The sequence below is a fragment of the Pedobacter sp. AC190 genome, assembly GCF_979258025.1.
In genome coordinates this window covers 778,910-798,786 of sequence record NZ_OZ409824.1, presented here as the reverse complement: position 1 = coordinate 798,786, position 19,877 = coordinate 778,910, and the positions used below count along the sequence as shown (strand labels likewise).

General features: G+C 34.7%; 22 protein-coding genes and 2 tRNA genes. 11 read left to right on the top strand and 13 right to left on the bottom strand.

The genetic code is table 11. The annotated features are described in order from the left end of the window. Positions 1-145 precede the first annotated feature (145 nt). Complete coding sequence (locus tag ACZZZI_RS03585; RefSeq protein WP_316759534.1) at positions 146-400, bottom strand: hypothetical protein; 255 nt, start codon at positions 398-400, stop codon at positions 146-148. A 190-nt stretch (positions 401-590) separates the two neighbouring features. On the opposite strand from ACZZZI_RS03585, the gene ACZZZI_RS03580 reads away from it, so the two are divergent. Further along, positions 591-998, top strand: coding sequence for a hypothetical protein (locus ACZZZI_RS03580; protein WP_316759532.1), 408 nt, complete (start codon positions 591-593; stop codon positions 996-998). A gap of 65 nt (positions 999-1,063) precedes the next feature. Here the strand turns inward: ACZZZI_RS03580 and ACZZZI_RS03575 are convergent, their stop codons facing one another. Both ACZZZI_RS03575 and ACZZZI_RS03570 read right to left on the bottom strand, forming a co-directional pair. Next, entirely contained in the window at positions 1,064-2,893 is a 1,830-nt protein-coding gene (locus ACZZZI_RS03575; RefSeq protein WP_463488575.1) for a DNA polymerase III subunit gamma/tau, read from the bottom strand. 187 nt (positions 2,894-3,080) lie between these two features. Beyond that, on the bottom strand, positions 3,081-3,953 hold the full coding sequence (locus tag ACZZZI_RS03570; RefSeq protein WP_316759526.1) for an AraC family transcriptional regulator: 873 nt from the start codon (positions 3,951-3,953) through the stop codon (positions 3,081-3,083). A gap of 172 nt (positions 3,954-4,125) precedes the next feature. Between ACZZZI_RS03570 and ACZZZI_RS03565 the strand changes: the two genes are divergently transcribed. Beyond that, the gene (locus ACZZZI_RS03565) at positions 4,126-4,719 is read left to right on the top strand and encodes a hypothetical protein (RefSeq protein ID WP_316759523.1); all 594 of its coding nucleotides are present in this window, start codon (positions 4,126-4,128) and stop codon (positions 4,717-4,719) included. Positions 4,720-4,801: 82 nt separating this feature from the next. Here the strand turns inward: ACZZZI_RS03565 and ACZZZI_RS03560 are convergent, their stop codons facing one another. Then, positions 4,802-5,356, bottom strand: coding sequence for a hypothetical protein (locus ACZZZI_RS03560; RefSeq protein ID WP_316759521.1), 555 nt, complete (start codon positions 5,354-5,356; stop codon positions 4,802-4,804). 277 nt (positions 5,357-5,633) lie between these two features. Here ACZZZI_RS03560 and rpsF point away from each other — a divergent pair, with 277 nt between their 5' ends. From rpsF to rplI, 3 genes are read left to right on the top strand one after another with little or no spacing between them, the layout of a single operon-like run. Then, positions 5,634-5,990 carry a 30S ribosomal protein S6 gene (gene rpsF / locus ACZZZI_RS03555; RefSeq protein WP_316759519.1) on the top strand — a complete coding sequence of 119 codons (357 nt, stop codon included), beginning with the start codon at positions 5,634-5,636 and terminating at the stop codon, positions 5,988-5,990. After that, entirely contained in the window at positions 5,990-6,253 is a 264-nt protein-coding gene (gene rpsR, locus ACZZZI_RS03550; protein ID WP_056093004.1) for a 30S ribosomal protein S18, read from the top strand. Before rpsF ends, rpsR begins: the two co-directional genes overlap by 1 nt. Before the next feature lie 11 nt (positions 6,254-6,264). Next, the gene (gene rplI / locus ACZZZI_RS03545; RefSeq protein ID WP_316759516.1) at positions 6,265-6,708 is read left to right on the top strand and encodes a 50S ribosomal protein L9; all 444 of its coding nucleotides are present in this window, start codon (positions 6,265-6,267) and stop codon (positions 6,706-6,708) included. 102 nt (positions 6,709-6,810) lie between these two features. Here rplI and ACZZZI_RS03540 read toward each other — a convergent pair whose 3' ends face one another. Further along, positions 6,811-7,515, bottom strand: a complete 705-nt coding sequence (locus ACZZZI_RS03540; RefSeq protein WP_344764900.1) for an SDR family oxidoreductase — start codon at positions 7,513-7,515, stop codon at positions 6,811-6,813. A gap of 127 nt (positions 7,516-7,642) precedes the next feature. On the opposite strand from ACZZZI_RS03540, the gene mtgA reads away from it, so the two are divergent. After that, positions 7,643-8,371, top strand: coding sequence for a monofunctional biosynthetic peptidoglycan transglycosylase (mtgA, locus tag ACZZZI_RS03535; RefSeq protein ID WP_463488574.1), 729 nt, complete (start codon positions 7,643-7,645; stop codon positions 8,369-8,371). 73 nt (positions 8,372-8,444) lie between these two features. On the opposite strand, the gene ACZZZI_RS03530 is transcribed toward mtgA, so the two are convergent. Together ACZZZI_RS03530 and ACZZZI_RS03525 are read right to left on the bottom strand one after the other, a co-directional pair. Further along, positions 8,445-10,859 (bottom strand): AsmA family protein, encoded by a 2,415-nt coding sequence (locus tag ACZZZI_RS03530; RefSeq protein ID WP_463488573.1) that lies wholly within the window; start codon positions 10,857-10,859, stop codon positions 8,445-8,447. A 97-nt stretch (positions 10,860-10,956) separates the two neighbouring features. Continuing rightward, a complete protein-coding gene (locus ACZZZI_RS03525) occupies positions 10,957-11,436 on the bottom strand; it encodes an ABC transporter ATPase (protein WP_316759508.1) in 480 nt (159 codons plus the stop codon). Positions 11,437-11,487: 51 nt separating this feature from the next. On the opposite strand from ACZZZI_RS03525, the gene ACZZZI_RS03520 reads away from it, so the two are divergent. Then, complete coding sequence (locus tag ACZZZI_RS03520; RefSeq protein ID WP_463488572.1) at positions 11,488-11,952, top strand: hypothetical protein; 465 nt, start codon at positions 11,488-11,490, stop codon at positions 11,950-11,952. Between the two features lie 58 nt (positions 11,953-12,010). Here ACZZZI_RS03520 and ACZZZI_RS03515 read toward each other — a convergent pair whose 3' ends face one another. Both ACZZZI_RS03515 and ACZZZI_RS03510 read right to left on the bottom strand, forming a co-directional pair. Beyond that, entirely contained in the window at positions 12,011-12,799 is a 789-nt protein-coding gene (locus ACZZZI_RS03515) for a (Fe-S)-binding protein (RefSeq protein ID WP_463488571.1), read from the bottom strand. A 55-nt stretch (positions 12,800-12,854) separates the two neighbouring features. Then, positions 12,855-14,150 (bottom strand): 4Fe-4S dicluster domain-containing protein, encoded by a 1,296-nt coding sequence (locus ACZZZI_RS03510; protein WP_463488570.1) that lies wholly within the window; start codon positions 14,148-14,150, stop codon positions 12,855-12,857. A 231-nt stretch (positions 14,151-14,381) separates the two neighbouring features. On the opposite strand from ACZZZI_RS03510, the gene ACZZZI_RS03505 reads away from it, so the two are divergent. Both ACZZZI_RS03505 and ACZZZI_RS03500 read left to right on the top strand, forming a co-directional pair. Further along, positions 14,382-14,454: transfer RNA gene (locus ACZZZI_RS03505), tRNA-Phe, on the top strand. A 126-nt stretch (positions 14,455-14,580) separates the two neighbouring features. Continuing rightward, positions 14,581-14,653, top strand: a tRNA-Phe gene (locus tag ACZZZI_RS03500). 48 nt (positions 14,654-14,701) lie between these two features. Here ACZZZI_RS03500 and ACZZZI_RS03495 read toward each other — a convergent pair. After that, positions 14,702-15,127 carry an SRPBCC domain-containing protein gene (locus ACZZZI_RS03495; protein ID WP_463488569.1) on the bottom strand — a complete coding sequence of 142 codons (426 nt, stop codon included), beginning with the start codon at positions 15,125-15,127 and terminating at the stop codon, positions 14,702-14,704. 794 nt (positions 15,128-15,921) lie between these two features. Here ACZZZI_RS03495 and ACZZZI_RS03490 point away from each other — a divergent pair. Beyond that, on the top strand, positions 15,922-17,481 hold the full coding sequence (locus ACZZZI_RS03490) for a S41 family peptidase (protein WP_463488568.1): 1,560 nt from the start codon (positions 15,922-15,924) through the stop codon (positions 17,479-17,481). A 57-nt stretch (positions 17,482-17,538) separates the two neighbouring features. On the opposite strand, the gene ACZZZI_RS03485 is transcribed toward ACZZZI_RS03490, so the two are convergent. From ACZZZI_RS03485 to ACZZZI_RS03475, 3 genes are all read right to left on the bottom strand, one after another. Then, positions 17,539-18,138 (bottom strand): hypothetical protein, encoded by a 600-nt coding sequence (locus ACZZZI_RS03485; RefSeq protein ID WP_463488567.1) that lies wholly within the window; start codon positions 18,136-18,138, stop codon positions 17,539-17,541. Between the two features lie 66 nt (positions 18,139-18,204). Then, positions 18,205-18,570: a hypothetical protein gene (locus ACZZZI_RS03480; RefSeq protein ID WP_463488566.1), complete on the bottom strand. Its 366-nt coding sequence runs from the start codon at positions 18,568-18,570 to the stop codon at positions 18,205-18,207. A 47-nt stretch (positions 18,571-18,617) separates the two neighbouring features. Continuing rightward, positions 18,618-19,259 carry a DUF47 domain-containing protein gene (locus ACZZZI_RS03475; RefSeq protein ID WP_316759487.1) on the bottom strand — a complete coding sequence of 214 codons (642 nt, stop codon included), beginning with the start codon at positions 19,257-19,259 and terminating at the stop codon, positions 18,618-18,620. 100 nt (positions 19,260-19,359) lie between these two features. On the opposite strand from ACZZZI_RS03475, the gene ACZZZI_RS03470 reads away from it, so the two are divergent. After that, complete coding sequence (locus ACZZZI_RS03470) at positions 19,360-19,842, top strand: GNAT family N-acetyltransferase (protein WP_463488565.1); 483 nt, start codon at positions 19,360-19,362, stop codon at positions 19,840-19,842. Positions 19,843-19,877: the final 35 nt, after the last annotated feature.

Genomic DNA, 19,877 nt, shown 5'->3' with positions numbered 1-19,877 from the left:
TTTACCAGCGCTTTTTGTTTTTATGAAAGCGGAGTAATTATATTAAGGATTTCTCTGTAACGTCGAAATGACGACGATTAAAATCTGCGTTAATCATCCTAATCAGCGGGAGGAAATTCGTTATTTGTCACGTTGAGCCCGTCTCTTATTGTAAGTTTCGTTCCTTCATGAGCACTTCTATTTCTTTTGCTTTTTTATTCTTTGGGTCATTTGTTAATTTATAAATTAAAAAAAGCGGTATTAGTAAAGAAAGGTTGTAAGCGCTGAAGTAAACGCTTATAAATAAAATGCCTGCCAAAAAGCCAATAATAAAGGCATTGATTATGGAGAAAGACTTCATCTCCTTTGCTTCCAGTAATAGCTCTTCGTTTGTTAATTCTGAGAGGTTTTTTTGTGCCATTTGTTTATTTTACTGTTGTTTGTAGTTAACCTGGGTTATTCTATTATTATAAGAATAATCATCGTAACTAGTTTTCTTAAACTACTAATATAATTAAATCAGTATAATTAAGATTATATTTGTTAAGGTTCCAAAACCATCGAACAATCCAGTTGTTATAATTAAATATAAAAAATTAAGAGATACCATCATGGCAGATAACGAAAATAAAGGGTCGCAGGATAAGATTCATAGCACCACTCAAAATAGCGAAATCAATAAAGAAAATTTATCTTACGATAAGCATAAGCAAAGTTATGAACTTGATGTAAAGGGTGAGGATAAAGATTATGATCATCCGATGGGTTATGAAACAGTTGCAGCTGGTGCTGTTGATGATGATTCTACCTATGATGAAGCAAATCCTTATGTTGGTGATGAATACGCGAGAAAGGAAGAAATTGCTGATGATAATTTAGAAGAATTGGGCATGCATGTTGATAATGGAGAAAGTGTTAAGTTAAGTACAGAGGATGAAATTTTAGCTCGTACAGACGAAGATAATCGGGATGATTTGGATGAAGAGGGTTATCCAGTAAATGATATACCCGCAAAATAACATTACAAATTGTTATAAAAGCACAATAATAAAAAAGCAGAATTAATGGTGTTAATTCTGCTTTTTTATGGATTTACATCTAAATTAAATCGTTTCCTCAATTCTTCTAGCTTTGGGTTTTTGTTAACCAGGTAATCGTATTTCTCCCGATTGCCATAAAGCCTGTTTTCCAACTTACGTTCCATTAGTTTAAAGGTAATGTCTACAGCAAAATTCTGTAACTCATTCCTAAGGAAATTCATAAGATCTACAGATTCTTGTACAATAAATTGCTCCTGGGTTTTACTTTCGACAGAGATTTCGATTAAAACGGGGCTAAGTAAAGTCGGGGCAAAATTGTTTAAAATCGTAAACAAGTTAATTTTATCGCTTGCTTTTAAAATCTGGATGTAATTGTTCCATACCTCCAAAAGCCTTTCGTAAGTAAAAGTTTGACGGGCTTCTCCAGTAACAGTTTTCGGCTTTCCATCGTCTTCTCCATTAGCAACTCGCTCCAAATCATTTAATGATGGAATTAATGTGCTCGCAGGGTTTGCTTTAGGAATTTTAATGCTTATTGATGTTGCCGAAGGTGCTGGATTAACTCTTTGTGTTTCTTTGGCTTGATCTGATGGAACACTTAAAGGAACTTCTTGTTTTGTTATGTTTGTGGCCGTTGGAACAGAAGTTTCGCTTTCAGTTTTAGACTTTAAACCATCTGCTTGTGGAGCTGTTTCGGCTACGACATTAGTTTTTTTTTTATCCTGATCTTGGTCAGTTGCTGTGTTACTAAGGTTTAAAGGTTGCTGCGCCAAATGGACGACAGAGCGGATATGGCACATTTTTATTAATGCCAACTCTACCTGCAGGCGCTGATTTTTAGAGTTTTTATAATTTAAATCGCAACTATTGGCTAGGTTCAGCGCAGTTAACAAAAATGAAAGTTCGGTTTGTTTACACTGCTCAAGATACTTTTGCTTAATATTTTCGCTTACTTCTAACAGTTTAATGGTCGCACCATCTTTACCCACCAACAAATTACGAAAGTGAGAAGCTAAGCCATTTATGAAATTGTTGCCATCGAAACCATTATTTAAAATCTCATCAAATAAAAGTAGCGTTTGGCTAACTTCTGCTGCAGTTAAGTACGAAGTTAATTTAAAAAAGTAATCGTAATCTAAAATATTAAGGTTATCAATTACCGCCTTATAAGTAATGTTCTTATTTGCATAACTCGCAATTTGATCGAACATCGAAAGCGCATCACGTAAACCGCCATCTGCTTTTTGAGCAATAATATGTAAACCATCGGTTTCAAAAGCAATATTTTCGCGACCAGCAATTGTAGCTAAATGAGACGAAATATCTTCAACCTGAATTCTGTTGAAATCAAAAATCTGGCAACGAGATAAAATCGTTGGTAAAATTTTATGTTTTTCGGTAGTTGCAAGAATAAAAATCGCGTAAGAAGGTGGTTCTTCCAAAGTTTTCAAAAATGCATTAAATGCACTTTGCGATAACATATGAACCTCATCAATAATGTAGATTTTGTATTTGCCTGCTTGTGGAGGTATGCGAACCTGCTCAATCAAACTACGGATATCATCAACAGAGTTGTTAGATGCCGCATCCAGCTCATGGATGTTAAAAGAATGACCAGTTTGGAAAGAAACACAATTCTCGCACTGTCCGCAAGCTTCCATTTCTGCTGTAGGATTAGTACAGTTTATGGTTTTAGCTAAAATACGTGCGCAAGTTGTTTTACCTACTCCACGCGGACCGCAAAATAAAAATGCTTGCGCTAGTTGATTGTTTTTAATGGCGTTTTTTAGCGTACCTGTAATATGCTGTTGACCAACAACGGTTTCAAACGTTGCAGGGCGATATTTACGGGCAGAAACGATAAAATTTTCCATCGGCACGAAAATAGGAAAAATTTAGGTGTTGAGGGATTGAAAAGTTATAATGTTGAAAAGTTGGGTTTAATACTGCTATTTCGTTTATCGCTGGTCGTTGTAGATCTCAAATTTTCACTTACAAATTATCAAATTGCGATCGTCAAATAACAATGAAAATATACCATTAGAACAATTTTAGCCTAAGCTACTTAATTACAGCCTTCAGCTCCTGTCTATATTGTGAAGCACTTTTCCCTGTAAACTCTTTAAAAATCTTATTAAAATGGCTAAAGTTATTAAAGCCGCTTTCGAAGCAGATATTAGCAATACTCATTGGTTTTTCTGCCAATAGTTTAGATGCATGTACAATACGGTACTCATTTACAAACTTGGTAAAAGTTTTTTTGGTTATCTTTTTAAAATACCTGCAAAACGATGGAACAGTCATGCTGGCCATTTCTGCAATATGTTCTAAGCTGATTTCCTCCAAAAAATGATCCTTAACATAATTAAATACCATATTTATACGGTCATTGTCTTGTACTTGCATTTCGAGAGAGAAATTTTGTGCATTCAAGAGTTTGTAGTCAGAAGCCTGTTCTAATTCTCGTAATACACCAAGCAAGGCTAGTAATTTCTCTAATGGCCAGGCGTTATGCATTTTTTCTAATGTCGGGCCAACAAGTTTCATAGTGTCTTTACCAAAGGCGATGCCATACTTAGCCTTTTCAAATAAATTAGCTATTCCTCTGGTTTCTTTAAGTGTTAAAAATTCAGCGCCTAAAAAGTCGGGTTTCATTTGCACCACAACTTCTGTTTTATTACCAGTATTGGTATCCGTAAAGCCGCAATGCGGCAAATTACTGCCAATTAAGATCAAATCGCCATCTGTGTAATACGATACGTGGCTGCCGATTTGCCGCTTGCCTGAACCGCCATTAACGAAAACCATTTCTATTTCTGGATGGTAATGCCATAAATGCGCTTTATTGTTGGCATTCTCAATGTACTTTGAATAATAAAACGAGCTTCCGAAAGAAGGTTCTACAACTTCAAAACTGGGTCTAATTTTCTTCATTTATAAATCAAAAATACAAAATAAAATATGCTTTATTGTTTGGTTTATGTATGAATTTGATATTTAAGGGTAAAATAGCATAGTAATCGGTGAATATAGAATCAACTATGTGCCTGAAACAGTGGTAATTTAGCATTATCAAATAATTACAAACCCTTAAAAATTATTGATCATGAAAAATTTACTTAAAATCAGCCTTTTAGCAGCAACTATTTTTACTGCTTCAGCAACATACGCAAACGACGAAGTTTACACACTTAAGGTAAAAGCAGACGATAGCAAATCTATCCGTTTCTTTATCGATGAGGCTTCTGATATTAATTTATCAATCAGAGAAGTAAACAATGATGTTCTGTTTGAAGAAAGCATTCATTCGAAAGGTGCTTCTACAAAGACTTATGATTTAAATGCTTTGCCAAATGGCGAATATGTGCTTAAAGTAGAATCTGATTCTAAATTAGCAGAATACAAAATTGTTATTGCAAATAACAAAGCTGTTATATCGAAACCTACTATTAAAAATGTTTTCAAACCAGTAATCACAAAAGAAAACTCATTGATTACGCTTAGTCTTGATAACGCAGGAAAAGAGCCTGTTGAAGTTGCGGTTTACAACGAATATAATGAGGAACTTTATAAAGAAACTTTCACCAACAAATCGAAAGTGGTAAAAAGATTCGAAACATTAAAAACTTACGGAAAAGAACTAACTTTTCTAGTAAAGTCAAACAATCAAGAAGCTGTTAAAACTGTTCAAATTCGCTAATTCAATTAAATATTAAATTGATTAGGGATTATCTGAAAAGATAATCCCTTTTTTTGTTTTGAATGATATTTACTTCAATTGCTTATTTGCCCCAGTTAACCTGGATATTATGCTTTGCAGCGTAGGTTTTGCCTTTGTTCATTAAGCTGTTGTAAGTTTGCTCGAAACGGGCACCGTATTGCTGATCTATTTTCTGTATCACCGCATCTTTATCTTCCTGACTTCCTTTTTTATCGCAAATTTTAGCGTACGCGAGGTATTCATTTTTATAGACAGGAATCACTAATTCATAAAGCTGTGTAGAGCATTTTTTAATCTCTTCCTCATCAGCTCCCGATGCAGAAAGTTTTTTCACTTTTTCCAGCGATTGCTCCAGGTATAAAACTTTATTTGTGAGATTAGTGGCGGCTTCGTTTCCTACCTTTTTACTCGATGGAATATCTGGATATTCTTTCGTTTCATCATTTATATGACGGGCTAAATCGGGGCTGGCAAAATCGTTAACCATATTGGTGTTCAGGATAGTGATGTCAAAGAATTTTTCAGGTGTTTCTGAACAAGCAGATAAGAAGAGGGTAGCAGAGGCTAAAAAATAAAATAGTGTTTTTTTGGATAGTGTTTGTTGTCTAATCATCATCTAATTGGGTTTTGCGTTGAAATTATAATGAGGGTGGGAGCAAAGATTGAGCCGATTTGTGATCGCATTGATGTGATATTGGACGATTTTCGTGATTTTTGTTGGCGTAAGTGAGTGTTTAAAATCAAACCCTTATGAATCGATCATGATCAGCAGCGGTTTTTAAAGAAAATTATTAGCTCTTTTTCTTATTAAAGGTTTGATTTTAAGAAATATATTGTTACTTTTGCGTCCCCGTAATATACCTCGGGATTAAAAAATTAAAAATTTTATAACAATGAATCAGTACGAAACTGTTATCGTTCTAACCCCGTTGTTATCAGAAGATGTTGCGAAAGAAGCTATGGCTAAATTCAAAGCAGTTCTTACTGATGGCGGTGCCGAAATTATCCACGAAGATAATTGGGGTTTAAGAAAATTAGCGTATCCGATCGCTAAAAAATCAAACGGATTTTTCAATTTAACTGAGTATAGTGCTCCAGGTGACTTGATTGCTAAATTAGAATTACAATTAAAACGTGATGAGCGTGTGCTTCGTTTCTTAACCATCAGGTTAGATAAACATGCAGTTGCTTATAACGCTAAAAAACGCAGCGGTGCGTTTAACAAAAAAACTAAGGAGGTTGCAGCGTAATGGCAAGAGAACAAATACAATACGTTACTGCCCCTAAAGTAGAGGATAACCGTAAAAAATATTGCCGTTTCAGAAAAAACGGTATTAAATACATTGATTACAAAGACGCAAACTTTTTGTTAAAATTCATTAACGATCAAGGTAAATTATTACCACGCCGTTTAACTGGTACTTCGTTAAAATTTCAACGTAAAGTGGCTCAGGCTGTTAAACGTGCTCGTCACATCGGTTTGTTACCTTTCGTTGCTGACCAATTAAAATAGGAGGATTTGATATGGAAATTATTTTAAAACAAGATATTAAATCATTAGGCGAGAAAGACGATATCGTTACGGTAAAACCAGGTTATGGTCGTAACTATTTAATTCCGCAAGGATTTGCATCTTTAGCAACTGTTTCTGCAAAGAAAGTATTAGCTGAAAACTTAAAGCAAGCTGCTTTTAAACAAGATAAAATTAAGAAAGATGCTGAAGGTATCGCTGAACGTTTAACTGATGTTAAACTTTCTATCGGTGCTAAAGCTGGCGAAAGCGGTAAAATATTTGGTGCTGTTAACACAATCCAAATTGCTGAAGCATTAAAAGCTCAAGGCTTTGATGTTGACCGTCGTCGTATTACTTTTGAAACTGAACCTAAATTTGTTGGTGATTATATCGCTAACTTAAACTTACACAAAGAAGTGAAAGTTCAGGTTCCTTTCTCAGTAATCGCTGAATAAGCATTTCTTGAAGAATATAAAAAAGTCCTTTCATTGTGAAAGGACTTTTTTTATGGAAAATATATTGATCTGGAACGTAATATACTTCCTTTTTACATCTTTTTATCCTTTTGGCGTAGTTGGCCTGATTTCGACTTTACTCGGTAAGGTTCTCGCTGGCATTGCCAATAAATCAACAATTAGCTTGCCCATGTCTTCTGGCTGAATTTTCCACGCATCATTTTCGGCATCGGGATTATGATCGTTAAAATGACTGGCAACAGAACCTGGCATAATGGTGCTTACCTTTACACCATATTTTCTTAGATCGAGCATAACCGACTGTGTAAATCCTGTTAAGCCAAATTTACTTGCGTTATAAGCAGAACCACCAGCAAAGAAGTTTGTGCCCGCTAAGCTGGAAATGGTAAAAATAGTGCCTTTAGTTTTTTTAATTTCTTCAACAGAAGCTTTTATACTATAGAAAACTCCAGTAAGGTTGGTGTCGATAATTTCATTCCAAAGGTTAACATCCATTTCATCAATTGGTGCGAAATGTCCAACGCCTGCATTTGCGATCAGCACATCTAATTGTCCCCATTTTTCGACAACCAAATTCACGGCAGCGGTTTGCGAGTTAAAATCTTTCACATCAGCTTCGATCGCCAAAATATCGCCATGTTTAACTAATTCTGAAGCTGCCTGATTTGCACTTGCAATGGTTCTAGCTGTGATGGCAACCTGATATCCATTTTTTAAAAGGGCTTCTGCAATCCCAAATCCAATTCCTTTGCTTCCTCCAGTAATTAATGCTACTTTCTTGCTCATAATTTCGTTTCTGATTTAACGAATAAGATGCAAATATGTTTAAGCTACTTTAAAAAAACGTTTAATTTTTGTCATTTACCACTAGATTGAAATTATAGCAAGATTAAGATTTTGCTAACTTTGTGTTATGGCTAAATCCCGAAATACTAAAGCTAAAACTAAAACAAAGCACCCACGTTTAAAACGCATTACTGATATAGCCACTAAGGTATTTATTTACTTTTTGTGTGTGTCGGTGTTTTGGGTGATTACGCTTCGCTTTATTAATCCACCAATTACCTTGTTAATGGTTTTGCGAAACATTGAGCGTAAAGCAGATGGAAAGTCTTTTAAAACGGATAAAAAGTGGGTTAAATTCGAGGATATATCTGATAATATGAAACGTGCAGCGGTATCGGCAGAAGATCAGTTGTTTTTAAAGCACATTGGTTTCGATTTTAAATCTATAGAAAAGGCTTTTGCCAGTAATGCAAAAGGAAAAAAAGTAAAAGGTGGAAGTACAATCTCGCAACAAACGGCTAAAAATGTTTTTTTGTGGCCTGGTCGCTCATGGATTCGTAAAGGCTTTGAAGCTTATTTTACTTTACTAATCGAAATGTTTTGGAGTAAAGAACGTATTCTGGAAGTTTATTTGAATGTAATCGAAATGGGCGATGGTATTTATGGCGCAGAAGCTGCATCGCAAGAATATTATGGTAAATCCTGCCAGAAGTTAACCCGAAATCAAGCGGCCTTAATTGCTGCCTGTTTTCCAAATCCATTGCGGTGGACACCTAAAAATGCGACACCATACATCAGGCATCGCCAGTACCTGATTTTAAGAAATATGAAAAGATTGGGGCCTTTGGATTTTTAGTTGATTTTCGTTGTTCTTTTCGTTTAATACAAGTAAGCTAAAAAACCAACCAACTAAACAACTAACAAGCCAATTAATCGTGATCCTTATTCCACCTTACCTTTAATTCCCCATTTTCATCTACAGCTTTTAGATGTAAAACAATTCCACGCATCCTCGCTTCGCGTTTTTGTTTTTTGTCGAGCACTTCATCGCCTTTAGGGTTTCTTAAAGGGATATCCATAGCAATGTTAGTGCCCGATGTTAAGCCGTAAATGCCTTTAACATTAAGGTTTAATACACTCGAATTAATTTGCATCGGACTTATTGCTATTTTATCTCCATTAATATTTAAGGTTCCATCGAGGTTATTAATTCGAATATCGGATAAATTACGGTTTGCAAAGGCCAGTTTGCCTACTTTTTCCAATGGTTCGAAATTAACCAAAGCGGCATTTTTAAGGTTGAAAACTACTTTTCCGTTAATGGACCTTGGTAGAATTTTTCCACCGTGCGAAATTCGGCCACCGATATTAACCAAGGCGGATAAGTAACCTCTTAAATTTTGATTGGTAATGCTTTTCTGACCGAAATTATCGAATGAATAAAAGAAATCTTTAACACTTACGTGGCTAATCTTTGAGTTAATTTTAAAGCGGTTTGAAGCTGACTCCTGGATGATGCTACCATTTAAAGAAAGCAAGCCACCAGCATGTGCAACACTTATTTTGTTGAGGAAAATACCCTCACCACGAAGCGAAATATCTGCATCAAGATTCTTGGCCGTAAATTTATCGTAGATAGCTTTATCTACAGTTAGCCGAATATTCATTTTAGAAACTTCTAAAACATTACTTAGTTCTTTCGATACTGTTTTTGTGCCTGCAGAGGATTTCGTTTTTTTCTTTACCGTCCTTGGGCCTAAAAATGGCAAAAACTCATTTAGATAAAGCTGAGGACTATGCATTTTTAAGTTAACTAAAATTTTCTCTGGATCGGTATAATATAGATTTGCAAAATTTGCAATGTTGCAACTTACATTAAGCTCGCTTTTACCTAATTGAAAGTGCCCGTTTTGAATTGATAAGTTGTTTTGATTGAAATCGATATTTAAAGCACTTTTAACTAAATGCATTTTTCTGGGGATGTATAGGATATCTGCATTTGCAATTTTAATTTTACCAGAAACCACGGGTTTGGTAAAACGGAAATTATCAATATCGGCTTTACAATATAAACTTAAACTGGCTGTTCCGTTTTTAAATTCAAAGTCGTTAGTTCCTATTGAGTTATTAAGGTTTGAAAGTGGAAACTGAGAGGTAATCAACCCTGTGGCAATAGGGCGGGCTAAATTATTTACCGTAAGGGTATCAATTTTTAACGGAGCATTGAAGTACTTTGCTGTTAATTTCAAAAATTTTATAGAAGAATTTTCATCACCAATAATGCCACCAACTGTATCTTGATTGGTAAAAGAACCATCGAAATTTGTAGCTGTTAATGTTCCTGCGGGAATAGAAACGATGTTATCTCTTACTTTTATACCAACTCGAATTAAAGGGTCGCCATATTTTCCCGAGCCGTCGTCGATAATATTTCCTCTTACATCAATTGGTTTTTCGATTCCGAATTTTAAAAGTTTCGAAGAAATGTTTGGAGAAAGGAGCAAGGCTATATCTTTGTATAAAATTTGATCTACAGCTATGCTTATGTTAAAGCCCGAGTTGGCCAAATCTATTTTCGCACCAATTTTAAACGGGTTAGCGCCAATTTTAAGTATTTCTGGAGCTAAAATTACGGCATCTTCAATCCGACTGTAATGAGCTGATAAAGTACCTTCAAGTAATTTGTCTTTTAAAAAGCTCCCTTTTCTGGTGTTAAAAGCAAAGCTATTAACCATTGTTTTTAACTTGATCTTTCCTGTCCAACCACTATCTGGGTATTCCATTTTACCTTCAATTTGATCAATAGCGAAATTGAATAATTTAAAACGTTTTTGGTTATCGAGAACCAATTTTACATTGTTAAAATTTATATTTTTTATTTCAAGCGCTGATGATTTCGGAGATGATTTTTTTTCTGGAGCAGGTTTGCTTTTGAAAATACTGGTATTGCTATAACCCGAAGAATCTTGATAGATGTAAACAGAAGCGTTGTTTATACTGATTCTATTTATATTGACATTGCCAGAAAACAAAGAAAATAGGTTTAAGGAAACATCAATATCTTGTGCTTTTAGCAAATCGTGTTTGTGTTGCGCCCACAAACTATCTCGAAGTAAAACATCATTTAGTGAAACAGATATACCTGGAAAACCTTTCAATAAAGTAGGTTCCATACTTCTGGCCGTTATTTTTCCATTAAGGTTTTTATTTAACTGCTCTAAAATAGAGGCTAAAACTTCTTTCTTATTTCGGTTGATGTAAAAAGCACCTGCAAGCCAAGTCAATATGATCAATCCAACAAATACCGAAAGAATTCTTAGAGAAATTTTGAGCCACCTTGCCATAGAGATCGTTTATATTCGGTAATATAAAGCTTTTCCTAGCGATTTTGTTTGGGTAAGGGCAAAATTATTTAAGAGATAAAAGGGGTGGAATTATATATTATAGGAGGTGAGCAAAAACATTTGCATGCCAACTGTTTTCAAACGGAACTTCCCATTTGGTTTCAAGCTCTTGTAAAGTTTGCACCATGTTGTTAAAAACAATTGTTTTTGTAGTAATCTGCTTAATATTTACCAATGTTTCAAAATCTTCCTTGCCCTGTACATGTACCTCTTCACCTATTTTGTAAGCCATATTAAAACGGTTAAATAGATCTACATGATAACTTTGTTCAATATCTTTAATAATTCTTACTGAGCTATCAATAGAACAGCCAGTTACGTTGGCCTGGCTTTCATCAACTGTTAAAATGATAAAAAAGCCATATCTGATTTCGGCTTTCGCCATTAATTCATTTCCATGAGCTTTCCACTGGCTTGTAAAGGCTTCGAGTTTATGTAAAATCTCAATTTCTTCTACCGAAGAAAACTTTCTATTGCTTTGGTATATCCAAACTCTTGATTGTGGAGAAAAAATCATACTACAAATTTATCATTTTATTTAACTTGCTATATCCTAAACGCCATCCCTATGAAAAAGTTTACATTCTGCTTGAAATTACTTTGTATTCCTGCCATTTGCTTGCTTTTATGCGCTTTTTCGTTTAGAGATTCTTTAGAAGAATATGCTGAATTTCTTCAAAAAAGCCTAATTGAACATTACGATTCGAGCCAGGAAAGCAAGTTGGTTAAGAAGTATGAACTGAATGTTACCAACAATGGTTTTTGCAGGTATAAACGTTATTTTAATAATGGAAAAGTAGAATACTTTGCTTTTAAACTGGCTAAATTTAAGGATTTGGATTACTATGGAACCGCAAGCTCTGGACAATTATTTTTAAGAACTAAAAGCGACGATGTTATTGTTCAGACTTATAATGATAAAAAAGGCGATGTAGATTCGATGGCTGCCTGTATTGTAATTCCTTTAAAAAACATTGAAGCAGAAGATTTAAATATTATGAAAGAACGCTTAACTAAAATTAATAATCCTTAAGTTTTATTATAAAGCTTTGCTGAGAAGGTTTTGTAGTTCCTCAGCAAAGCCGATTTAATTACAGCCCATTTGCTCTTGCCGTAATTTCAGCAATATCTAAAACTTTAACTTCCTGTTCTTTATCTTTTAGCTTAATTCCATCGCTTAACATGGTCATGCAGAATGGACAGCCAGCGGCAATTACTTGTGGATTTGTTTGCAATGCTTCATCAATGCGTTCTACATTGATATCTTTGTTGCCTTTTTCGGGTTCTTTAAACATTTGTGCACCACCAGCGCCACAGCATAAGCCGTTACTTTTACAGCGTTTCATTTCAACCAGTTGCGCATCTAAAACTTCTAAAGCTTTTCTCGGAGCTTCGTAAATTCCGTTTGCACGGCCCAAATAGCAAGGATCATGATAAGTAATTTTACGTCCTTTAAAGCTTTCGCCGCCTTCTGCTTTTAATTTGCCATCGTTTATTAAATCCTGAATAAGCTGGGTGTGATGAATAACTTCGTAAGTGCCACCTAAGCCTGGATACTCGTTTTTAATAGTATTAAAACAATGCGGGCAGCCTGTTACTATTTTTTTTATGTTGTATGCATTCAATACCTCAATGTTGGTCATGGCCTGCATCTGAAACAAAAACTCATTTCCAGCTCTTTTTGCAGGGTCGCCTGTGCAACTTTCTTCGGTACCTAAAACAGCGTATTTCATCCCAACGTGATGTAATATCTTGCAAATATCGCGGGTTATTTTCTGAGCTCTTTCGTCATAACTTCCAGCGCAACCTACCCAAAATAATATTTCTGGTTCTTCTCCTGCGGCCATTAATTCGGCCATTGTAGGGACTTTAAATTCCATCTTTTAAATATCAAGTATCAAGTTCAAAAACCTGAGGTTTATTAATAATTCTAAACTAATTTTCCTGTGCCCAGTTAAAACGATCGGCAGGTGAATATTTCCATGGTGCCTGGTTGTTTTCGATATTGCCAAGCATGGAATTAATGCTCGATGGTGCCTGCGATTCTTCCATCACTGCAAAGCGACGTAATTCCATAATAATCTGCAATGGGTCTATATTTACAGGACAGGCCTCTACACAAGCATTGCAACTGGTGCAAGCCCAAATTTCTTCTCTCGAAATATAGTCGTCAAGTAAGGATTTGCCATCCTGATGTTCGGCGCCATTCTTATCTATATTTTTACCTACTTCAGTAATTCTGTCGCGGGTATCCATCATAATTTTTCTTGGCGATAATAATTTACCTGTAATATTTGCAGGGCAAACAGAAGTGCATCGGCCACATTCGGTGCAAGTGTAAGCATTCATCAGGTTTACCCATGTTAAATCAGTTACATCTTTTGCACCAAATTTACCTGGTTCAGTTTCTGCAGGAACAAAAGAAGGATCGAGCATGGCTTTAACTTCGTTTGTAACAGAAGCCATGTTAGTAAATTCACCTTTAGGCTCCAGGTTTGAAAAGTAGGTATTCGGGAAGGCAAAAAGAATGTGAAAGTGTTTTGAGTAGGGCAGGTAATTTAAAAAAGCTAAAATGCCGATAATATGAAACCACCAACAACCTCTTTCGATCAATTCTAATGCATTAACTGTATTTGGCAACAGGCCTTGTAAAAACTGACTTACGGGAAATGAGCCTGCATTAACGTAATGGCCTGCTCCTAAAGCCTGTAGTTTCGCATCAGCTGCATTCATCAGTAAAAAAGCCGACATTAATAATATCTCGGTGATCAAAATATAATTTGCATCAGATTTTGGCCAGCTTGTCATTTCAACACCTCTAAAGCGCTTTAATTTTAAAATATTTCTCCTAACTAAGAATATTGCGCATGACAGCCATACTGTAAAAGCTAATATCTCGAATGAGCCAATAAGGAAGTTATATAAACCGCCTAAGCCGTGAAAAATACGATGGGTTCCGAAAAGGCCATCGATCATAATTTCTAAAACCTCGATATTAATGATTACAAAACCAACATAAACGAAAAAGTGTAAAAATGCTGGAATAGGGCGGACCACCATTTTCGATTGGCCAAAGGCTACCCTAATCATGGTTATTAACCTTTTTTTAGGTTGATCGTTACGATCAACAGCTTTACCTAAGCGTATATTGCGGATAATTTTTCGAAAATTAACTGAAAATAGCGCAACTGCGGCCAATGTTATTAGGAGAAAAAGAATTTGGCTTACCATCTGTTTTTAGGTTTGTTAGTGCTAAATTAGGATATTTAATTCAAATAAATTACTATGCATGCATAAAAAAATAGGATAAATTGTTGTTTGTATTTATTCTAAATTTAGTTTTCGCATTAAATTTAAAGCGCTGTAAAAATTAATTAATTGATAATCAGTTAGTGAAAAGGTTTTTTTAGAAAAAGTTTTGCTTTTGAAAAAAGAACGCTACATTTGCAATCCCAAACGGAAGGTGCCTTAGCTCAGTCGGTAGAGCAAAGGACTGAAAATCCTTGTGTCGCTGGTTCGATTCCAGCAGGCACCACTTTCCAAAGCCTTTCAGAAATGAAAGGCTTTTTGGTTTTTAAAGTTGAGAACAGTAGCGAATATTTTTTCAATTCGGTTCTTGGATTTGAAAAAAAGAATATTACATTTGCAATCCCAAAAGGGAGGTGCCTTAGCTCAGTCGGTAGAGCAAAGGACTGAAAATCCTTGTGTCGCTGGTTCGATTCCAGCAGGCACCACTTCCTAAAGCCTTTCAGAAATGAAAGGCTTTTTTGGTTTTAACAGGTTTATTTTTCAGCCAATTCTTTTACAAGAGCCAATGCTTTCGGCCAGGTATCATTCATATAATCTTTCCAGTCGTTGCTAATATTTAGTTCAATATCTAATATGGTATGTCCGTCTTTTTCTGTTAAGGTGTAATTTTCATACGCATCACCCCAATTTTTATCTAAATCCTCTTTTCCATCTTTAATTTCTCCCAAATGTTTTATCGATAAAAATTTAAATGGTATATTTTCTTCAATTCTGGAAACCATACCATTTCCCGTTCCATCTCCGAATATTGCTTTACTACCTTTTTTCCAATCTGTTTCTACCGAAGAACCTTCTGCAAAAACTGAAGTCCATTTAGGATAAGTGTCCTTACCTAACAGAACGTCCCAAACTTTTTCTGCCGATGCTTTAACCTCTTTTTTAAATTCTATTTTTTCCATTTTCTGAGATTTTAATTTTCCAAATTAAATATACATTGTTCTCTATAAGTTATTGGGGTGTAAGAGAGACAAATTAAAAGGCATTTAGGTCTACTTATTTCTTCTGTAAAATACTAAACAAACGTTTGATTAGAGTGATAAAAGCATATTTCTACTATTTTTTGTAATATAGCTTTTGGCTCTAATCTTCGGTAATTCTATTTACCTCTACTATATTTAGGCCTTCATCTACTTTATTAAATTAGCTTCAAAGTATTATCTATTTTTATTATAGATAAATAAACAAGCGTATGATAAATGTAACTTATACAACATCTCTACGAAAATTAAATCGGGTTAAAATCGGCGATGAGATCGTAGATGAATATGAGAACCAAGGTAAGGTTGTCAAAATAAACAAAACAAAATCTACCATAGGGAGAGAATATTTGTTTTTACTCGATAACAGGCAAATGATTTACATTTTAAGCGAAGCTATTTGATAAAAAAACTACTTAAACTATTCCTGTTTAAACATATTTCAGTTAGTAGAAGAACTGAGATTCATTGTAGCATATAATGTCATCCCATTTAGCTACAACAAAAGCCTTTCAGGATTGAAAGGCTTTTTATCGTTAAATAATTGTTATTTAACGGTACATTGATTAAATATATTTGGAATAACCTTACATTAGATTATCTGTTTTTTCTGCGAAATTTTTTTAAAACAAACTTTTATGCCAAAAAAAACGTATTTAGTTTAATATCGTTAGAACATTGTATCAGCCATGAAAAGATCTACCCCACAATTCCTTATGCTAATAACCCTTATTAGTATATCGGTGATTAGTGCTTGTAAGAAAAGCGAACCCGCACCAGCGGTTACACCGACTCCAACTCCAGTGGCTGCTACAAGAGATGAGCTAACAAAGGATTCGATTTTTTTATATGCCAAAGAACTTTACTACTGGAATACTTCGTTACCAACGTACGAGGCCTTTAAACCCCGTAATTACAGTTCTATTGAAACAGAATTATATGCAATTACGCAATTTTCTTTAAACCCAGCTACAGGAAAACCTTATGAATATGTTAATGGAAGTACATCGCCTAAATATTCGTTTTTTGATTATGGTACCACAGGGAAAACAGCATCTTTAAAAGCAGATATAAATGGCAGTGAAACCGATTATGGTTTTTCAGTTTTATATAACACGACTACAGATTTACGCGTTAAATACGTTTATCCAAATTCGCCTGCAAGTCAGCAGGGTTTATCAAGAGGGTGTAAGATTACAGCCGTAAATTCGCAAGCAAATTTAACTTACAGCTCAAGCAACGTTACTTTTTTAAATAGTGCCTTATTTGGTACAAATAGCAGTGTAACAGTAACCTTTACCGATTTGGCAGGTGTTTCTAAAACTGTTACCGTAAATAGAGCTACCTATACTTTAAATCCGATATTATACACAAACGTATATACGGTTGGTACAAAAAAGGTAGGATACATTGTTTTTAATAGCTATACCAATAATGCGAATGCAGTAATAAGTGCAGCATTTGCAAATTTTGCAAGTCAGGGTGCAACCGAAGTGATTGTAGATTTAAGGTATAATGGAGGTGGTTATGTAAGTACTGCAACACAAATTATTAACATACTTGGTCCTGCTGCGCAAACGGGTAATACAATGTATACCTCTTATTATAATGCTTATTTGCAGGGCCTAACTACAGCACAGCGAAAAGCATCTATTTTAGCTAAGCAACCAATAACCGATGATGCAGGTAAATTACAGCCATTTAAGGGTGGTGTAAATGATACTTATGCAACTTATGCCGACTTAAATTATTCATCAACTTCGGCAGATAATATTGAGAAATTTGCAAAATCTGGTGCATTAAACCTAAGTAGGGTATATTTTATTGTAACCAATGCAACTGCTTCAGCAAGTGAATTAACCATTAATAGTTTAAAGCCTGTTATGGATGTTAAATTAATTGGAACAACCACCTATGGTAAGCCAGTTGGCTTTTTCCCAATTAAAATTGATAAAGTAGATATGTATATTCCTGAGTTTGAAACCAAAAATCAAACTGGAACTGGTGGTTATTATGCAGGGTTAACTGTTGACAAAGAAGCTTTTGAAGATTTAACAAAAGCTTGGGGAGATGAATCAGAAACACTATTGTCATACGCTTTGCTTTACGCAAAAACAGGTAGTTTCGTAACTACGGCGGCTAAAACGTCAAGCTTAAGCGCCCAATCTACAACAATGCCAACAAGGTTATCAGTTGCAGAACTTAACTTAGTGTCAGAAACTCTGGACCAAAATAGTTTTAAAGGAATGGTAAAAGAACCACGTAAGAAGTTTTAATCATACGTCAATAAAAACAAAAAGTCCTCAGATTTAATATCTGAGGACTTTTTGTTTTTATAATAGGATTTTACTACTGATATCCTTATTAATGGTAATGTAACCAGGATATTTTACTGGTGTATTCCCAATCATAATTGTTGGTTTAATTTTAATTGTCAATAAACCTAACTTTTCATCACTTTTAGAGCCTTTCTGAGCAGCTTTTATAATATCATTTAAAACGTTTCCGTTTGATATTAAACCATAAATATTGCTGGTCATTTGTACAGGTACAGAAACGGTTTGCCCTTGTGGAATACTTACGGCCTGATTTATAATACCTTCTGCTAAATCGGTATTGTTTACTAAAATTTTATATTCAAACTGATTAATTGCAGCTAAGTTTGATGAAGGATTAGTAATTTCCAGATTCAGTTTTGCGCTTAACGGAATATCTTTTCTCAATAAACCTAAGGCAACACCTGGTAAACTTGTCAAACTAAAATTCTGCTCATTAATTAATTTGGCTAAATCTGTACCAGCAAGACTTATTTGATTTACGTTTTTAACCTTATAGGTACAGGCTTCAAGTGCCTTTATTTGTTGTGCTTGCTTGTTAATGCCACAACCGAACATTGAAGCGGTTAAAAGGCAAAGCAATAGTTTCTTTTTCATGCTAATCATAACGCCAAATTAGCAAAACTATTTCAGCATTGATTTAAATATAATAAGTTCGAAAATTTAAGGGGCAACAGTTTCGATCTGATCAGCTTCGTCAGATTCATCAGTTTTTTCTTCAGCATTGGCTTCGGTGTCTTCAGCATCCGTTAAATCATCGGGATCAGTAACCTCATCTTTTTTTTCTTGAGATGCCACCTCGTTATTTTTATCCTCAGCTTTGTCGCTTGTATCCTCTTGTTTAACTTGCTTAACTTCGGTTGTTTTGCTTTCCTCGGTTTCAGTAGATGGAATTATAGTTTCTACCTGTGCCTGTGCATCATCAGATGGTTTTGGATGTGGATTGTTGGTGTTTTTATCTTGATTTTCCATAAATATCTTTTCTTTAACAAATGATTTAGGATCATCTTTTGTTTTAATATTTATCAATTATTTTAAATAAAAGGATATAAAATACCCCTTTAATTGGCGGAAAACTAAGCGTTTTTTAAAAAGATGGTTTCGATTACATTTGCTAAATCATCACATTTATCTGTCGCTTTTTCAAGTAAGCTCAAAATTTCAGATTGTCTGATTAACGAAATCGCATCTGTTTCGTTTTCAAATAATAGGGAGATGGATTGCTCGTAAAGTCGATCAGCTTTACTTTCCATCTGACCAACTTTATAACAAATATCTATAATGAGTTGCTTGTCTTTAAAGTGTTTTATTTCCTTAATTGCAACAGCAAGTTCGCTGCACATTTTAGCAATAATTTCGGCAAGTTTTAACATTGCATCATTTGAAACGTTTAAATGATAAAGTTCCATATTTAGCATAATGGCAAGAATATCATCAGCGATGTCATCGATTTTAGTTGCTAAAGCATGTACATCTTGCCTATCAAACGGTACAATAAAGCTTTTATTTAATTCTTCATAAATCGCATCTGTAGCTTTGTCTCCAACCAACTCCAATGCCTTTATTTCTTTAGAAAGCAAGCTTCTTTCAGCCTCATCTTTCGAGCGGATGAAGTGAACAAGTGCTTCAGAAATTTTCGAAAGATTAACAGCGCCATCTTCAAACAATGGTTGAAAAGTTTTATCTTTTGGAATAAATAAACTAAATATTTGATTCATGTCTTCGATTAAAATATTTGTAAATGTACCTTTGGTATATTAACAGAATATCAAATAAGTATTATATCGTAAAGTTTATACTCCTATAATTAATTAGAAAATGGCCATCAAGATTCGTAAAATAGAGGAAAGTGATAATAAAGAATTAGCAACGCTTATTCGTGTAATTTTCAGAGAATTTAAAATTGATAAGCCAGGCACTGTTTATACTGATCCGACTACCGACCACTTGTATGATGTTTTTAAGCAAGAAGGTTCTGACTACTGGCTGGCAGAAGAAGATGGCGTTATACTTGGTGGTTGCGGCATTTATCCAACAGCTGGTTTGCCCGATGGTTGCGTGGAGTTGGTGAAGTTTTACCTTTCTGCGGATGCACGGGGTAAAGGAATTGGCAAAATTTTAATGCAAAAAAGTATAGAATCTGCCCAACACTATGGTTATAATGAAGTTTACTTAGAATCTTTCCCCGAATTGTCTACTGCAATTGGAATGTACGAAAAAGCAGGTTTTAAGAAATTAGATCATGCGCTTGGCAATTCAGGCCATTTTGCTTGTAACATTTGGATGTTGTTGGTGCTTTAATTAATAGCATCGAAATATGTCCTCAACCTAAAAGG

What these genes read in the sequence shown, in the direction of transcription:
- ACZZZI_RS03585 (WP_316759534.1), bottom strand. Translation starts at nt 400, where the DNA reads ATGGCACAAAAAAACCTCTCAGAATTAACAAACGAAGAGCTATTACTG.
- ACZZZI_RS03580 (WP_316759532.1), top strand. Translation starts at nt 591, where the DNA reads ATGGCAGATAACGAAAATAAAGGGTCGCAGGATAAGATTCATAGCACC.
- ACZZZI_RS03575 (WP_463488575.1), bottom strand. Translation starts at nt 2,893, where the DNA reads ATGGAAAATTTTATCGTTTCTGCCCGTAAATATCGCCCTGCAACGTTT.
- ACZZZI_RS03570 (WP_316759526.1), bottom strand. Translation starts at nt 3,953, where the DNA reads ATGAAGAAAATTAGACCCAGTTTTGAAGTTGTAGAACCTTCTTTCGGA.
- ACZZZI_RS03565 (WP_316759523.1), top strand. Translation starts at nt 4,126, where the DNA reads ATGAAAAATTTACTTAAAATCAGCCTTTTAGCAGCAACTATTTTTACT.
- ACZZZI_RS03560 (WP_316759521.1), bottom strand. Translation starts at nt 5,356, where the DNA reads ATGATGATTAGACAACAAACACTATCCAAAAAAACACTATTTTATTTT.
- rpsF (WP_316759519.1), top strand. Translation starts at nt 5,634, where the DNA reads ATGAATCAGTACGAAACTGTTATCGTTCTAACCCCGTTGTTATCAGAA.
- rpsR (WP_056093004.1), top strand. Translation starts at nt 5,990, where the DNA reads ATGGCAAGAGAACAAATACAATACGTTACTGCCCCTAAAGTAGAGGAT.
- rplI (WP_316759516.1), top strand. Translation starts at nt 6,265, where the DNA reads ATGGAAATTATTTTAAAACAAGATATTAAATCATTAGGCGAGAAAGAC.
- ACZZZI_RS03540 (WP_344764900.1), bottom strand. Translation starts at nt 7,515, where the DNA reads ATGAGCAAGAAAGTAGCATTAATTACTGGAGGAAGCAAAGGAATTGGA.
- mtgA (WP_463488574.1), top strand. Translation starts at nt 7,643, where the DNA reads ATGGCTAAATCCCGAAATACTAAAGCTAAAACTAAAACAAAGCACCCA.
- ACZZZI_RS03530 (WP_463488573.1), bottom strand. Translation starts at nt 10,859, where the DNA reads ATGGCAAGGTGGCTCAAAATTTCTCTAAGAATTCTTTCGGTATTTGTT.
- ACZZZI_RS03525 (WP_316759508.1), bottom strand. Translation starts at nt 11,436, where the DNA reads ATGATTTTTTCTCCACAATCAAGAGTTTGGATATACCAAAGCAATAGA.
- ACZZZI_RS03520 (WP_463488572.1), top strand. Translation starts at nt 11,488, where the DNA reads ATGAAAAAGTTTACATTCTGCTTGAAATTACTTTGTATTCCTGCCATT.
- ACZZZI_RS03515 (WP_463488571.1), bottom strand. Translation starts at nt 12,799, where the DNA reads ATGGAATTTAAAGTCCCTACAATGGCCGAATTAATGGCCGCAGGAGAA.
- ACZZZI_RS03510 (WP_463488570.1), bottom strand. Translation starts at nt 14,150, where the DNA reads ATGGTAAGCCAAATTCTTTTTCTCCTAATAACATTGGCCGCAGTTGCG.
- ACZZZI_RS03495 (WP_463488569.1), bottom strand. Translation starts at nt 15,127, where the DNA reads ATGGAAAAAATAGAATTTAAAAAAGAGGTTAAAGCATCGGCAGAAAAA.
- ACZZZI_RS03490 (WP_463488568.1), top strand. Translation starts at nt 15,922, where the DNA reads ATGCTAATAACCCTTATTAGTATATCGGTGATTAGTGCTTGTAAGAAA.
- ACZZZI_RS03485 (WP_463488567.1), bottom strand. Translation starts at nt 18,138, where the DNA reads ATGAAAAAGAAACTATTGCTTTGCCTTTTAACCGCTTCAATGTTCGGT.
- ACZZZI_RS03475 (WP_316759487.1), bottom strand. Translation starts at nt 19,259, where the DNA reads ATGAATCAAATATTTAGTTTATTTATTCCAAAAGATAAAACTTTTCAA.
- ACZZZI_RS03470 (WP_463488565.1), top strand. Translation starts at nt 19,360, where the DNA reads ATGGCCATCAAGATTCGTAAAATAGAGGAAAGTGATAATAAAGAATTA.